A 14,995-nucleotide genomic window follows, 5' to 3' on the forward strand; every position below is an offset into this window, starting at 1 on the left:
ACGACATCAAAGCGAAGTGGAGAGCTAAATTTGAGTGATTTTAAGAAAATCCCCTATGTCGGCGAAGCGACGCAGGCCGATCTGCTGGCGCTCGGCTACACAGACATTGCTTCATTAAAGGGCGCGGATCCAGACGAGATGTTTGAGCGCACAAAGGCGCTCGGACGTGGCAGTGATAGGTGTATCCTCTATGTTTACCGTATGGTTTGCTACTATGCAAATACGCCGCACCCAGACAAAGCAAAACTAAAATGGTGGCTTTGGAAGGATTAAATTTACAAATTTGACTTGTGGCGAGTCGTTTAAATTTGAGTAGTTTTGCACGGCTATTTTTCTATGGGAGAGTGGCAGGCGCGAAAATGCAAATTTAAGCAAGATATCAGCAGCATTCAATTATAATGCGATTTCTTTTTTATGGACAGATGGGTGAGCGGCTGAAACCACACCCCTGCTAAGGGTGCAGCTCTTAATCGGGGCTCGAGGGTTCAAATCCCTCTCTGTCCGCCACTGCTTATAAATAATCATAAATTTTTTATTATTATTTCATATTATTTTTTGAATATCTTTATATAAAATTAAATTATTTCCGCGTTAGAAAATTGCTTACCTAGTAAAACTTAACTATAAGTTTGTAGATTTTAGACTGATGATTTTTTGTGAAATTTATAAGTAAAAATTTTATAGTGATCACACATTTTTTAAAAAATATGATTTTTTTGGTTATATTGTTGTTTCAAACTAATTAAAAATATCTTAAATTAAGTTTTTATTATAAAAAGCATTATATTTTGCTTGATTAATTATATTGACAATCAAAAAGCTATTTTTTGATAAAAGCTCAGAATTCGCTTTTTACAAACTATTGACATTTGGAATTTATATATTTAATTAATATATTTTTTTCTTAAAAGATAAAATTTCTCATATAAAGTTATATCTTATAAAGATAGTATATAATTACTTAAAAATTTAAATAATACAAAAAATAATAAGGAGTAATCTTGGCTAAAGAAGCTGGAGTAGTAAAATTTATTAGTGGCAAGGCAGTTGCTATCGATCAAAACGGAAATGAGAGAGAGCTAAAAGTAGGCGACATCCTTTATATGGGAGAGAGCATCAAGACAAGTGATGCAGCTGATAAAATAACAATCGTTTCAAATAATGGAAAAGAGATTACGATTGTAGGCAATGATACGCTTGCTTTAAATCAAAGCACCATAGGCGCGGAAGGTTTGGCAGATATTAGTGATTTGCAAAATGCTATTTTAAATGGTGGAGATTTAACAAAACTTGAAGAGACTGCTGCTGGTGGAAACACTGCTGCTGGTGGTGGAGATGGTGTTAGCCTAGGTGATGCTAAATTTGCTGAGGGCGGTCACTACTCAAACGTTAATGCAACATATAGAAATTTAAGTGATACAAACAGAGCTTTTGCATCATACGACAGCCCAATAAGCGGATACAATGGCGGAGATGATACTATAATCCCAAGCAATCCTCTTGTAACTTTTATAAGCGATCTTAATAACGATGGTACTTTAAGTAGGGTTGAGCATGCACGTGATACAAATTTAAATACATCAAAAGTTCTTATTACAATTCCAAATGATGGCACAGTAAGGGCCGGAGATATACTAAATATCACTATAACTAAGCCAGATGGTAATACTGAAAATAAAACAATTCCTATCACTCCAACTATCATAAGCAATGGTTATCAGTTTGATGCACCAATACAGACTGGCAAAATTTCAAAAGTTGATGCAACTATTACAAATTTTCAAGGAAATGTTAGTGGTAGAAGTGAAGATAGCGTAACTTCAAGTGGCTTTAGTGCTCCAGAGGTTAAATTTACAGAAGATAACAGCCCTGATAATAATCTATTAACATATACTGAAAATGCTAAAGATGGCAAATTAAATGAAACTCCAGTACTTATAACTGTAAAAGATGTGATTGTAGGAGATGTGCTTCATGTGACTTTGACAAAACCTGATGGAACAACCGAGTCTAAAAATGTAACTATCAATCAAAACATAATAGACAATGGATATAAGATAGACAATATGCCAGTTGAACATGGCAAGCCTTCAAAAGTAGAAGCTTACGTAGCAGATAGCACAAATACGATGAGAAGTGCAGCTGCAAGCGACTCTACTACTCTTGATGTAAAACCGACTTTGAAATTTACTGAAGATACAGATGATAATATCTATCTATATGATAATGAAAATAAGCAAGATAACGACTTTAGAAGCACAACAGTAGAAATAACTCTACCAAAAGATGTAGTTATTGGCGATAAAATCGTTATAACTTATACCGATCCACTAACTAAGCAAGATACAACAAAAGAAATTTCTCTTACACAAGAGATGATTGATAATCAAAAAGTAAATACATCTCTTCCGATATTTCCAGATGTAAGAACATCAGCTAGTGCTCATGTGGTAGATAAAAACAATGTTCGAAAAAGTGAAGAGTCAGATCAAGATAGTGTAATGCCTATTGGTAGAAATTTAGAAATGACATTACCAGAAGAAAAGACTCTTCATGAAATTTCAAGACAAGAAAGTACTGATGACAATGAAGTAAATAAAACCACAGCAAGGATTACTCTGCCAAATAAAATTGATAATGGCGATAAGCTTACGCTAACTATTACTGGACCTGATCCTGATGATCCTGTAAATAATCCATCTAAAACTTATACAAGAGAATTTACTATACATATGGATAGTAAAGGTGCTGTGACTAGTGTAACAGAAAACGGAACTTCTAATGTTTTAACACCTATAAAATCAGGTGACAATAAATATACCATTGATGTTTCTGGTATCCAACTAAAGCATGGAGAAGATACGACTATTAAGGCCAAAGTTACAAATTTAAATCCAAATAGACATACATCCATAAATGAGTCAGAAGTATCGGCTAGTTTAGAGCATGTAAAAAAACCTGAAGTTATCTTTGGAGAGGCTAATGGCACTAGGAGTATGAGCAGAGAGCAAGCTATGAGTGATCATGATCTTAATAGCACAACAGTCACTATAAAGCTTCCTAAAAATGCAGTAAGTGGAGATAAACTAACTGTAACTATAAAAGAGCCAAATGAGGCTACTGCTAGAGAAATAAAATATACTATTGGAAAAGATAATAATGGTAAGTTCTTTGTAAAAGATAGCGATGGCAATAAAATAGATACAGATACAGATGGTAGAAGCTTTAAAATTTCTGGCATTAAAACAGCAACTGGTCTAGAAACTAAAGTAACAGCTGAGATAAAAGATAAAGATGGTATTCAGCATGCAGAAGATACAAGCACGGTTACTATCTCAAATATAAACGATATGGCAGTATATTTCAAAGAGGATGCTGACCGTAACGTATCTTTAACGAGAGCAGAGAGTAAGGACCCAGATGGTGACCTACACAAAACGACAGTAGTAGTAAAAGTGCCAAATAACGTTATAGCTGGTGATGTGGTAACTATAAAAATAGATAATGGCACTTCACCTAAAACTTATAAGGTTACAGGTAGAGATCCAAGCGGTAAAATCATACTAGAAGATACTTCTACTCATACTTCTATAACTGCAAGTGATAAAAATGAGATAGAAATTCCTGGCGTAGAGATCATTGCTGGCAAGACCATCAATGTAACTACTGAGACTACCGATGCAAGCGGTGGTAAAAAAGCTGAAGCACAAAATCATAATACTCTTGAAAAGCTTCATGAAGACATGGAGATAACTTTTGAAAAAGATACCAATAATGATGGTATTTTGGGTAGTGCAGAGGCAACTGGAGCGACTACTATAGCAACTATCAAGCTTCCTTCAAATTTTGTTTTAGGTGATAAATTAATAGTAGAGTCACACAACGAAGACACACCAAATAATAAAACGACCAAGACATATGAGATAGTAAAAGACAATAACGGCAAATTAATAGCCAAAAATGGTAGTGAAGAGCTTGATATTACCGATGATGCTGATAGCAATAAGGTGGTCAAATACACACTTGGCTTAGCAGAAGATCATAAAACTATCATTAATGCCAAGGTTACTGATAATACTGGCGCTGATAAGGTTGAGACAAATAGCGATATTACGCTTGATGCTCAAGGTAGCGGTTCTGGAACAGGCTTTAGGCTATTTATTGATGAGGATAAAGATAGAAACGGAGTTCTAAGTAGAGATGAAGCTATGAAGGATGGAAATTTAAATACCACTTCGGCAATACTTCAAATCCCAACCACTGTAAATAGTGGCGATATTATAAAAGTCAAGGTAAATGGTGGAGCAGAACAAGAATATACTATTGTTTCAAATGTCGGCAATCGCATTACTCTAAAATTTCCAGATAATCACACTGAATTACTTCCAACAGATAATAAGCTAAAAATTTCTGATGTTCATATAGATAAAGATCATCCAGCAGTGGTTGAAGCTACTATAAATGGAGTAACAAAGACAGCTAAAGCTACATTGGAGTCAGTAGATACTAAAAATTTAAAGATTGAATTTGTTGAAGATAATGCAAGTAGAGACAATGTAATAGACAGAGATGAAGCTATTTTGGACAATGATATAAAAAAGACAATTATAAGTGTTCAGGTGCCACATAATGTCACAAATGGCGATAAGGTAGCAGTAACAATAAAAGAACCTCAAGCTAATGGCACAACAGGGTCTAGAACCATAACTTATACAGTGTCAAAAACTGCTAATGGTAAAATTTCATTAACAGATGATAGTGATACTACTCATACTCCACATGAACTAGAAAATAACACTATAAAAATTCCTGGCGTTGCTATGCTTCCGGGTCGTGAAACTAGTGCAGTAGCTACTATAACAAATGGTGCTGAGACTACAACCAGTAGCGAAGCAAAAGCTAAACTTGCACCTTTAAGTGAAGCGGGATTAAGTGTAAGCATAGTTGCTGATAAAAATGATAATGGCATTATCTCAAGAGATGAGTCAGGTAGTAAAATTTCAAAGGTTTATGTTTCTATTCCAGGAAGCGTTATAGCTGGCGATAAGATAGATGTTAAGATAACAAATCCTAATGGGTCTATCTTAACTAAACATTATGAAGTTATGGGAAAAGATGTAAACGGAAAAATTACACTAAAAAATTTAGATGATAATTCTCAACAAACGCTTGATAGAGATAAACCACTTGATCTCAATGCTACTATCGCAGTTGATAAAGAAACAAAAGCTGAAGTTACTCTAACTGACACATTTGGTGAGAGCAAAACAGTAAGCGATACAGCACATGCTGAGATCGATGCTATAAGAGGTATCATGTTTAATAAAGATATAAAAACCTCAGAAAGTGGTGAGAGATCTACTACGGTTAAAGTTTATCTTAATGAAGATGCTAGAAATGGAGATACGGTAGAGTTTAAATACACTGATCCAGACAACCACCATGCACTAACCAAGACTGCAACACATACTTTATCGGCTGAAGATATAACAAAAGGTGTATTCGAGCAATCATTAGATATTAATGCTAGATCAGCTTATGATTTGGAAGTCAAAGCTACTCTTAAGACCTCGGATTCAGATGGCTTAGAGTCTAAATCTTATGAGCCTTATAAACCACTTCATATAGGCGTTGAAAACTATACGGTTAAATTTGACGCAAGCAAAGATATGAAAGGTGGCGAAGGTCATGATACTTTGGTGTTTGATAAGCAAATAGTTGATCTTAGAGGCATTGCTAATCTTGATTCAAAAGTGGAAAGCTTTGAAAACCTTGAGCTTAAAGGAGAAACAAAGATCAAATTTAATGCACAAAACATCCTTGATATCACTGATAATCCTGACACTGTGCTCAAGATAAAAGGTGGTGATGTTGATGCTAATGGCAATAAAATCACAAAAGTTGATCTAGTTCATAAATGGACAGCAGATCATTCATATGATACTGCTGGATTTAAAGGCTATTCAAGTATAGATCAAGTAAATGGCAAAACTATCCATATCCAAATAGACGACAAAATCCACACCGATCTTTAATCCCCAAAATGAGTGCGTAAATTCGCACTCATTTCAAACTCAAACTCACATTATTTTTTAAGTCTTGTTTTACTAATATTTGCTCCTTAAAGGAGAAAATATGAAAAATTTAATATCCGTTATTATAGTTATTGCTGCACTTGCTTTTGGTGCTTTTAAGTATATAAATTTATTTGTTGCACTTGATGAAAATGTAAATGCAAAGTGGTCGCAGGTGTTAAATCAATATAAAAGAAGAGCCGAACTTGTACCAAATTTGGTTGAAACTGTAAAAGGCTACGCAGCTCATGAGCAAAAAATTTTTGAAGATGTGGCAAATGCTAGAAGCAAGAGCATGCAAGTAAGCGTTGATGCAAGTGGTCTTAGCGATGAAGCTAAGATGAAAGAATTTATGACAGCACAAAGCTCATTTGGCTTGGCACTTGGCAGGCTTATGGCAGTTAGTGAGAACTATCCAGAGCTAAAAGCAAATCAAAATTTCTTATCTCTTCAGAGTCAGCTTGAAGGTACGCAAAACCGCATAAGCGTGGCAATGCATGATTATATCGAAGCTGTAAAAGAGTATAACGTAGCCCTTAGAAGCTTTCCAAATAAATTTATAGCAAGTACTTTTTATCCTGAGCTAAAGCCAAAACAAAATCTTGAAATAAGTAGCGAAGAGAAGATAAATCCAAAAGTTTCATTTGAGAAAAGATGAAGAAAATTTTTGCTCTTTTATTTTTTACATTTTGCTTTTGTTTTGCCATAAATTTTAACGAGCAGATAAATGACGAGGCTCAAATTTTCTCTAAAAATGAGAAAGCTGAGCTTTTAAACTTAGTGCAAAATTACGAGCAAAATAGTACGACACAAATTGCTATCGTGACTCTTAAATCACTAGAAAATAAAAGCATAGAAGAGATCTCTCTTGAGGTAGTTAGAGGCTACAAGCTTGGACAAAAACAAAGCAGCAATGGAGTGCTTTTAATAATCGCTCCAAACGAGAGAAAAGTACGTATAGAAGTTGGCTATGGGCTTGAAGGTGTGCTAACTGACGCTATATCAAGCCAGATCATAAATGATGTGATAGTGCCTAAATTTAAGCAAGGAGATATGGGCGGCGGTGTGATAGATGGCATAAGAGCCATCATAAAGGTAGCTAGTGGCGAAGAATTTGAAAGCATGAGTGATGATGAAGAGATACCATTTGGACTAGTTGCCTTTTTTGCTGGCATGATCTCGTGTTTTGTCTCTGGCTTTTTAGGTAAATTTTTTATGCGAATTGGCTTTAGCGCGTGTTTTGCAGGACTGATATCTACGGTATTTGAGCAATTTTTTGGCGTGCAAAATTACTTCATTGTCTTTGCCGTTGTGTTTGTAATATTTTTTATTATTTTAAAAAATGCCTTTAAAAAAAATACTCAAAGCAAAAATACACACAGTGACTTTAGGCGCGATAGATCAGACTCAAATAGCAGTGGCAGCGGCCATTCAAGCAGTTCAAGAGGTGGTGGCTTTAGTGGCGGCGGAGGCGGTTTTGGCGGAGGCGGAGCAAGTGGCAGCTGGTAAATTCTTATCAAAGATTAGTTTGTAAAGCTCAAACCCTTTAAAATATAAAAAAATTAGGAGCAAAGATGCTAGCTGGCGAGCTACTTAAAAGCCATTTTTCTAAATTTGATCTGATGGCAGTGCTTAGTAAATTTTTAGAGCAAAGTCATTTTGATAAAGAAAAATTTGATCTGCTCAAACAAAATAACTTTAAAATTCTAGATAAAAATATAAAGCAAGAGATAGTTGAGGCTGCTGGTTTTAAAGAGTTTTTTGATAAGAAATTTCAGAGCTTTTTATGCGAGCTTATGCAAAGTAAAGTTTTAATTGTTTCTGGCAAAGAGTATAAATTTAGCGAGCTTGAAATTTATACTTGTTTTGACGCAAATACCTACAAAAGGCAGTGTGAGGCAGGAGAGATTTACTTTCACAACTTTGGCTTTGACATATCCTTTAAAAGCGAGCCATCGCTTTATGGTGGCATTTTAGTAAGAAGCCTAAAACCCTTAAACGGGCAAAATTTTATCTTTGGGCCAAGAAAATGTGCCTTGCATATCTTAAATAGCAAAATGAGCAATTTAAGTTTTGATCTAAAAGAGGCTGATCTTAGAAAAGATAAGATTACTTTTACGTCACGTATTAGATCATTTGGCGATGAAAACCAGCAAAAAAATGATTGTCTTAGAGCATTTACTGCTGAGTTTGAAAAAGCATTAGAGTTTGATGAAAATTATAAAAAGAGATTAAATGCCTATAAAAAGGGGTGAAATTCATCTTTTAATCAGCTTTTGCGGTGAGAAATTTAGTCCAAAAATGCTAAATAAAAAAGATCGCAGAAGAGTAAAAAAATATCCAAATTTAATAAAACAAAACTCATTTAAAATATCTCGCTACTTAAAATTTAAAGCAAAGATGCGAGGTAAAATCTGTCTTTCTCATAGCCTAAATTTTACTGACTCGCTAAATGAGAGCTTAACTCAGGCAAAAGAGCTTGCTCTAAAGCTAAAAATAGCAGCTCTTGTTGTCGCATTTTTGCTGCTGTGGTTTTATTTTAGCGCGGCTGTATCGGTACTAGTGATGGGCATCATCATCTTTAGGGTGCTTCTTACGCTCTTTATCTTTGCCATTTTTGGTGTAAATTTAAGCATTTTTGGTGTCTTTGGACTCATACTTGCAAGTGCTGTTGGGATTGATTACATGATATTTGCGCTAAATGAGAGCCTTAGTGAAAAAGAGCGAATTTATGGGATATTTTGCGCATTTATCACGAGTTTTATCTCGTTTTTTACTCTTTCTTTTAGCCAGACCGCCGCTCTTAGCGTCTTTGGACTAAGCGTTAGCCTTTGCGTGCTGATATATGGGCTATGTGCCAGCGTTTTGTCTTGCTTGGGGCTTTGTTTTTTTATCTTGTAGCGGCTAGTTCGCCTGTAGCTACGTTTTTATTTACCTTGTTTTGGACGTTTGAGGCTGAAATGAGATCAAATTTATATGGCAGCTTAAATAGCGATTTGTCTAGTTTTTTGCAAACGCTGCCCTTTTTAAAACCTTTATTTTCCGCTTTCAAAAATACACTTATGGCTTACTAAATTTGCACGGCATGAGGCGCCTTAAGCTTGCATAAATTTGGCATAAGAGCTAAACTCACCACTGCTAATTTCGCTTATAAATTTATCTAACCCTCGCTCTTGCCATTTTGCGGGATATTGCCTTCGCTAAGGTCTATGAGGTTATCCACATAGATGACATAGTCGCGTATTTTATGAGCTCTTGTCTATCTTTTGTGATAACTTTTTTACTCTCTTTATCGGCATATCCACCAAAATTTTGCGTCAACGTGTCCAAAGGCAAGTTGCTTGCTTTTATCTCGCCTGCTTGAGCTATAGCACCAAATGCAAATAACGCACCAACGGCGAGAAACAATATCTTTTTAAACATCTTTAGCCTCCCAAATTTGGCTTTTTATTCTTGATATTTTATTGTGAATATCGCCGTTAAATTTAGTACAATTTTTAAAAAGGCAAAATTTACGCGAAAAATATCTCGCTTTTTAGGCAAAGTAGGCATAGATAGGCGCTTAGCACGCTTTGCTCTCTTATGTAGTTGCGATCTCCTTTTAAAAGAAGCCTTTCAACCTCGATGTTGCCGTTTCTATCGCCAGCTGCGACATATACTGTGCCAACTGGCTTGCTAGCTGTGCCCCCGCCCGGTCCAGCGATACCGCTAATAGCAAGCGCAAAGTCCGCATTTGTCGTACTTAGTGTGCCTTTTATCATCGCTTTTACGCAAGACTCGCTCACGGCTCCGTAAGTTTCTAAAATTTCATCCTCAACGCCCAGCCACTCGTGCTTTATGTGATTTGCGTAGGTTACTAGCGAGCCATCAAAGCTGGCTGAGATGCCGCCATATCTTGCAAATTTAGCTGCCGCCAGCCCAGCCGTGCAAGACTCGGCAAATGAAATTTTAAGCCCCTTTTGCATAAGCTTCTTTGCCACAAATTCTATCACGTCTTTTTGTGGGATAAATTTTTGCGAAAATAGCGTTTTTACTCCCTGTAAAAAGCTCTCGATCTGGCCAAATTTATTGCTTTTTGCCCTTACTAGTATCAAATTTGGCAGGATCTGTGCAAGAGTGATATCGACTTCATAAGTTTTAGCAAGTGGCAGCATGAGGATCCTCGCGCTATCTGCGTCGATGTCCATTAGGTGAAAGTAGCTAAAATCAGGCTCATACTCGATTAAAAACTCGCCTAGATCTTCATTTGGATTAGCTTTTATGAGATTTATCTGGGCGTTATTTAGGCTAGCTAAAAAGCTATTTTTTGAGTAGTCTAAGCTATCTTTAAGTGCAAGCGTTGTGCTGTCTTTTAGTTCTAGTGAGCCCCCAGTTAGCGTCGCTACGATCTTTGCGGCGATGGCAAAATTTTCATCCGAGCCAAAAATGCTTACAAAGTCGTAATCTTTTGATAAATTTTCGATGATAAAAGGTAGCTCTTTGCTATTTTTTGGAGCAAAACTGACCACTCCAAGCTCACCAAAATGATCCTCGTAGCTTTGAAAAATGTAGTTTAGAAATTCTCTATTTATCTCAAGATCTTCGCCTATTATCAAGATACTTTGTCTCATTTTTAAGCTCCTTTTTTTGCCTCATTATACTATTTTTCAGTGTGATTTAACCAGCACAGGTGTAAAATTAGCAAATTTTAAAATCAAGGTAAAAAATGGACTACAAAGAGACACTTTTACTCCCAGAGACAAATTTCCCGATGCGCGGAAATCTCCCACAAAATGAACCACAAAGACTAAAATCATGGTACGAAGAGCGCAAGGTTTACGAAAAAATGAAGAAAAACCGCCAAAATGCGGCTAAAAGCTTCAACATCCACGACGGCCCTCCGTATGCAAACGGACACCTACACATCGGCCACGCATTAAATAAAATTTTAAAAGATATCATCACAAAAACGCACTATTTTTACGGCGAAAACGTCCGCTACGTGCCAGGCTGGGACTGCCACGGCTTGCCGATCGAGCAGCAAGTAGAAGTTAAGCTTGGCGATAAGAAAAAAGAGCTTAGCAAGGTCGAGATCAGGGAGCTTTGCAGGCAGCATGCGAGAGAATTTATAGATATTCAGCGTGACGAGTTTAAGACTCTTGGCATCATCGGCGACTTTGAAAATCCATACATGACGATGAAATTTGAGTTTGAAGCTGACATCTACAAAGCACTTTGTGAGATCGCTAAAAAAGGCCTTTTGATAGAGAGAAGCAAACCGGTTTACTGGAGCTGGGCCGCTAGATCAGCGTTGGCTGAAGCTGAGGTCGAGTACGAGGAGAAAGAGGACTACTCTATTTACGTAGCCTTTGAGCTTGATAACGACGCGCTAGAAAAGCTTGGCGTAAAAGAGGCGAGCGCAGTCATCTGGACGACCACGCCTTGGACACTTCCAGCAAATCAAGCTATAAGCCTAAATCCAGATGAAATTTACGTCCTAACGGCTGAAAATTTGATCTTTGCAAGGCCTCTGCTTGAGAGTATCGTAGAGAGCGGCCTAAGCAAGGGTGGGGTCAAAAAAGAGTTTAAAGCAAGCCTGCTTGAAAACACGCACGCGATAAATCCGCTAAACGGCAGACAATCTAAATTTTTACTAGGCGATCACGTTATGATGGACGGCGGCACTGGACTTGTTCACACAGCTCCAGGACACGGCGAGGACGACTACTACGTTTGCTTAAAATATGGCTTTAGCGAAATTTTAATGCCGGTTGATGATGGTGGCTGCTACGATGAGAGCTTGAAGCACCACGGACTATTTAGAAGCGACGTGGTAGACGAGTTTGTCGGTATGCACATCTTTAAAGCAAATGAGAAAATTTTAGAGCTACTTGGCAAAAATTTACTTAGCGTCACTAAATTTAGACATTCTTATCCATTTTGCTGGAGAACACATAAGCCTGTCATTTATAGAGCTACAAAGCAGTGGTTTATAGCTATGGACGAGCCAAAACTAGGTGGCAAAACGCTTAGACAAACAGCGCTAAAAGAGCTTGAAAAGGTTAAATTTTACCCAAGCGTGGGCATAAAAAGAATAGGCTCGATGATAGAAAATCGCCCAGACTGGTGTATCTCTCGTCAGCGTGACTGGGGCGTGCCGATCGCGTTTTTCAGAGACAAAGCGACAAAAGAAGTTATATTTGATAGTGAAATTTTAGACCACATCACAGCCATATTTAAAGAAAAGGGTGCTGATGCGTGGTGGGCGCTAAGTGTTGATGAGCTCTTGCCAAAAGGCTCAAAATACAAGGCTGAAAATTTAGAAAAAGTGATGGATATCCTTGACGTTTGGTTTGATAGTGGCTCGACATGGCATGCGGTCTTGCAAAGCGACAACTACGACGCTGGCAAATACCCTGCAAGCATGTATCTTGAGGGCTCAGATCAGCACAGAGGCTGGTTTCAAAGCTCGCTTCTAGTAAGCACAGCTGTAAATTCTCACGCACCTTATGAGAGCATACTAACTCATGGCTTTACCGTCGATGCTAAGGGCGAGAAGATGAGTAAGAGCAAGGGCAACGTCATCGCTCCACAAGACGTAGCTAAAACTCACGGCATCGAAATTTTGCGCCTTTGGGTTGGCATGAGTGATTATTCAAGTGACCTAAAAATAAGTGAAGATATATTAAAACAAATAAGTGAGCAGTACCGCAAAATCCGCAACACTATACGCTTCTTGCTAGCAAACGTAAATGACCTTGAGAGCTTAAATACGGAGTTTAACATCCTTGATAAATGGATACTAGCACGCGCTAAAAAAGTTTTTGACGAGGCAAGCGCTTGCTTTAGAAACTACGACTTTTCAAAGGGCTTTAATATCCTTTTAAATTTCCTATCAGCCGATCTTAGCGGCGTATATCTTGATGTTTGCAAAGATAGACTCTACTGCGACGCAAAAGACACCCCAAGAAGAAGATCAGCTCAAAGCACAATGGCAATCATCACAAAGACATTGCTTCCACTCATCGCTCCAACACTTACTTACACAGTCGATGAGGTGATGGACTATGCTCCAAAGATCATCAAAGGCGAGGCAAAAGACGCATTTGACTTAGTCTATGAGCCGATCAAGTTTGACCTTAGCTTTGAAGATGAGCTGCTTTTTGCCAGCAGGGAGAAATTTAACGAGATCGTGGACGTTCTTAAAAAAGACAAGAAGATAAAATCAACTCTAGAGCTAAGCCTGGAGACCACCAACCACAACATCACAAGCTACGACGAGCGCGAAGTGGCTGATCTTTATATGGTAAGCTCAGTTAGACCTTACGATGATAGAGAGCCACTAGTTGAGTTTGAGCTCGAGGGTGATAAATTTAAGATCATGGCAAGTGAGCTTCATAAATGCCCAAGATGCTGGAAATTTAACGCTAGCAAAGAAGACGCACTTTGCCCAAGATGCGAAGAGGTCATAAGTGCTAAGTGAGCCAGTAAGCGCAACTATCATAGCGATAACTATCGCTGTAGTGGTCGTTGTTAGCTTGTTTGGCATATTTTTGGTTAATAAATTTAAAGGATAAAAATAGTGGTAACTTTAAAAGAAGCTTTAAAATTTTCAGCTGAAGAGATAAAAAATTTAAGAGCTGAGCTTGAGGCTAAGATAATAAAAGAAAAAGAGCTTGGTGCTTATGTCGAGCAGCTAGCAAATTTGGATATCGCAAAACTAGGCGAGGGTGTGCCTATCGCTATAAAAGACAACATCCAAGTAAAAGGCTGGAATGTAACAAGTGCCTCAAAAATTTTACAAGGCTACGTAGCACCTTATAGCGCAACTGTCATCGAAAAGCTACTTGATAAAAATTTAGCTCCATTTGGCCGTACAAATATGGATGAATTTGCGATGGGAAGCACGACTGAGAGCTCATTTTACGGCAAAACACTAAACCCACTAAATCACGCTCACGTCCCAGGCGGCAGTAGCGGCGGTTCGGCAGCAGCAGTTGCAGCTGGCATTGCAGTAGCAGCACTTGGTAGCGATACTGGTGGCTCGATCCGCCAACCAGCGGCATTTTGTGGATGTGTGGGATTTAAGCCAACCTACGGCAGAGTGAGCAGATACGGTCTTGGTGCTTACTCAAGCAGCCTTGATCAAATAGGACCTATCGCTCAAAATGTAGAAGATGCAGCCATTTTATATGACGTGATCGCTGGGCATGACGAAAGAGATAGTACAAGTGCAGATGTACCGTTTGTGAGCATTAGTGACAAGATAGATAGCGAGAAGAAACTAAAAATTTGCGTTGTAAAAAACTACGTCGAAAACGCAAGCGAGCAGACAAAAGCTGCTTTAAATTTAGCTATAGAAAAGCTAAAATCACACGGACACAGCGTAACTTACACAAATTTTGAAGACTCAAAATATGACGTCGCAGCCTACTACATCATCGCAACCGCAGAGGCAAGCGCAAATTTAAGCCGCTATGATGGCATAAGATATGGCAGACGCGCAGATGCTAAAAATTTAAAAGAGCTATATGTAAATTCACGCTCAGAGGGCTTTGGCGAAGAGGTAAAAAGAAGAATTTTGCTTGGTACATTCGTGCTAAGTAGCGGATATTACGATGCTTACTACATCAAAGCGCAAAAAGCAAGAGCGCATATAAAAGCTCAGTACGAGAAAATTTTAGAAGAAAATGATCTCATATTCATGCCAGTTGCTCCAAGCACAGCTTATAAATTTGGAGCACACAGCGATCCGCTTCAAGCCTATCTAAGCGATATCTACACGATTAGCGTAAATTTAGCAGGCCTACCAGCTATCTCTGTGCCAGTTGGAAAAGATGATCAAAATTTAAACGTGAGCGCCCAGCTCATCGCAAAAGCGTGGGACGAACAGACCTTGATAAATGGTGCTAAGAGCCTAGAAAATTTAATAAAAGGATAAA

At 37.8% G+C, this 14,995-nt stretch carries 11 protein-coding genes and 1 tRNA gene; 9 read left to right on the forward strand and 3 right to left on the reverse strand.

Features of this window, described 5'->3' with window-relative positions; translation table 11 throughout:
- Positions 1 to 30 precede the first annotated feature (30 nt).
- The 7 genes from MTT30_RS00470 to MTT30_RS00500 all read left to right on the forward strand — a co-directional run bounded on the left by MTT30_RS00470 (position 31) and on the right by MTT30_RS00500 (position 8,975).
- Positions 31 to 273 (forward strand): helix-hairpin-helix domain-containing protein, encoded by a 243-nt coding sequence (locus MTT30_RS00470; RefSeq protein ID WP_149724622.1) that lies wholly within the window; start codon positions 31 to 33, stop codon positions 271 to 273.
- A 143-nt stretch (positions 274 to 416) separates the two neighbouring features.
- Positions 417 to 507 (forward strand) — tRNA-Ser (locus tag MTT30_RS00475).
- Positions 508 to 1,001: 494 nt separating this feature from the next.
- A complete protein-coding gene (locus tag MTT30_RS00480; RefSeq protein ID WP_429800614.1) occupies positions 1,002 to 6,035 on the forward strand; it encodes a retention module-containing protein in 5,034 nt (1,677 codons plus the stop codon).
- Positions 6,036 to 6,135: 100 nt separating this feature from the next.
- A complete protein-coding gene (locus MTT30_RS00485; RefSeq protein ID WP_158333369.1) occupies positions 6,136 to 6,732 on the forward strand; it encodes a LemA family protein in 597 nt (198 codons plus the stop codon).
- Positions 6,729 to 7,583 (forward strand): TPM domain-containing protein, encoded by an 855-nt coding sequence (locus tag MTT30_RS00490; RefSeq protein ID WP_429800615.1) that lies wholly within the window; start codon positions 6,729 to 6,731, stop codon positions 7,581 to 7,583. Before MTT30_RS00485 ends, MTT30_RS00490 begins: the two co-directional genes overlap by 4 nt.
- Positions 7,584 to 7,648: 65 nt before the next feature.
- Positions 7,649 to 8,329, forward strand: a complete 681-nt coding sequence (locus MTT30_RS00495) for a sulfate ABC transporter ATP-binding protein (protein ID WP_314540026.1) — start codon at positions 7,649 to 7,651, stop codon at positions 8,327 to 8,329.
- A complete protein-coding gene (locus MTT30_RS00500; RefSeq protein WP_429800616.1) occupies positions 8,310 to 8,975 on the forward strand; it encodes a hypothetical protein in 666 nt (221 codons plus the stop codon). The genes MTT30_RS00495 and MTT30_RS00500 overlap by 20 nt, the downstream gene beginning before the upstream one ends.
- On the opposite strand, the gene MTT30_RS00505 is transcribed toward MTT30_RS00500, so the two are convergent.
- The 3 genes from MTT30_RS00505 to MTT30_RS00515 form a co-directional block, all read right to left on the reverse strand.
- Complete coding sequence (locus MTT30_RS00505; RefSeq protein WP_429800617.1) at positions 8,965 to 9,126, reverse strand: hypothetical protein; 162 nt, start codon at positions 9,124 to 9,126, stop codon at positions 8,965 to 8,967. The genes MTT30_RS00500 and MTT30_RS00505 overlap by 11 nt on opposite strands.
- Positions 9,127 to 9,281: 155 nt before the next feature.
- Positions 9,282 to 9,497, reverse strand: coding sequence for a hypothetical protein (locus MTT30_RS00510; protein WP_429800618.1), 216 nt, complete (start codon positions 9,495 to 9,497; stop codon positions 9,282 to 9,284).
- An 89-nt stretch (positions 9,498 to 9,586) separates the two neighbouring features.
- On the reverse strand, positions 9,587 to 10,684 hold the full coding sequence (locus MTT30_RS00515) for a CinA family protein (RefSeq protein WP_429800619.1): 1,098 nt from the start codon (positions 10,682 to 10,684) through the stop codon (positions 9,587 to 9,589).
- A 95-nt stretch (positions 10,685 to 10,779) separates the two neighbouring features.
- Between MTT30_RS00515 and ileS the strand changes: the two genes are divergently transcribed.
- Together ileS and gatA are read left to right on the forward strand one after the other, a co-directional pair.
- Positions 10,780 to 13,536, forward strand: coding sequence for an isoleucine--tRNA ligase (gene ileS / locus MTT30_RS00520; RefSeq protein ID WP_429800620.1), 2,757 nt, complete (start codon positions 10,780 to 10,782; stop codon positions 13,534 to 13,536).
- Positions 13,537 to 13,635: 99 nt separating this feature from the next.
- The gene (gatA, locus tag MTT30_RS00525; RefSeq protein ID WP_429800621.1) at positions 13,636 to 14,994 is read left to right on the forward strand and encodes an Asp-tRNA(Asn)/Glu-tRNA(Gln) amidotransferase subunit GatA; all 1,359 of its coding nucleotides are present in this window, start codon (positions 13,636 to 13,638) and stop codon (positions 14,992 to 14,994) included.
- Position 14,995 lies beyond the last annotated feature (1 nt).

Origin of the sequence: Campylobacter concisus, assembly GCF_050447445.1 — a bacterium.
GTDB lineage: Bacteria > Campylobacterota > Campylobacteria > Campylobacterales > Campylobacteraceae > Campylobacter_A > Campylobacter_A concisus_BI.

Coding starts and splice junctions, on each gene's coding strand:
- ileS (WP_429800620.1), top strand. CDS start 10,780: ATGGACTACAAAGAGACACTTTTACTCCCAGAGACAAATTTCCCGATG.
- MTT30_RS00515 (WP_429800619.1), bottom strand. CDS start 10,684: ATGAGACAAAGTATCTTGATAATAGGCGAAGATCTTGAGATAAATAGA.
- MTT30_RS00500 (WP_429800616.1), top strand. CDS start 8,310: ATGCCTATAAAAAGGGGTGAAATTCATCTTTTAATCAGCTTTTGCGGT.
- MTT30_RS00490 (WP_429800615.1), top strand. CDS start 6,729: ATGAAGAAAATTTTTGCTCTTTTATTTTTTACATTTTGCTTTTGTTTT.
- MTT30_RS00485 (WP_158333369.1), top strand. CDS start 6,136: ATGAAAAATTTAATATCCGTTATTATAGTTATTGCTGCACTTGCTTTT.
- MTT30_RS00495 (WP_314540026.1), top strand. CDS start 7,649: ATGCTAGCTGGCGAGCTACTTAAAAGCCATTTTTCTAAATTTGATCTG.
- MTT30_RS00510 (WP_429800618.1), bottom strand. CDS start 9,497: ATGTTTAAAAAGATATTGTTTCTCGCCGTTGGTGCGTTATTTGCATTT.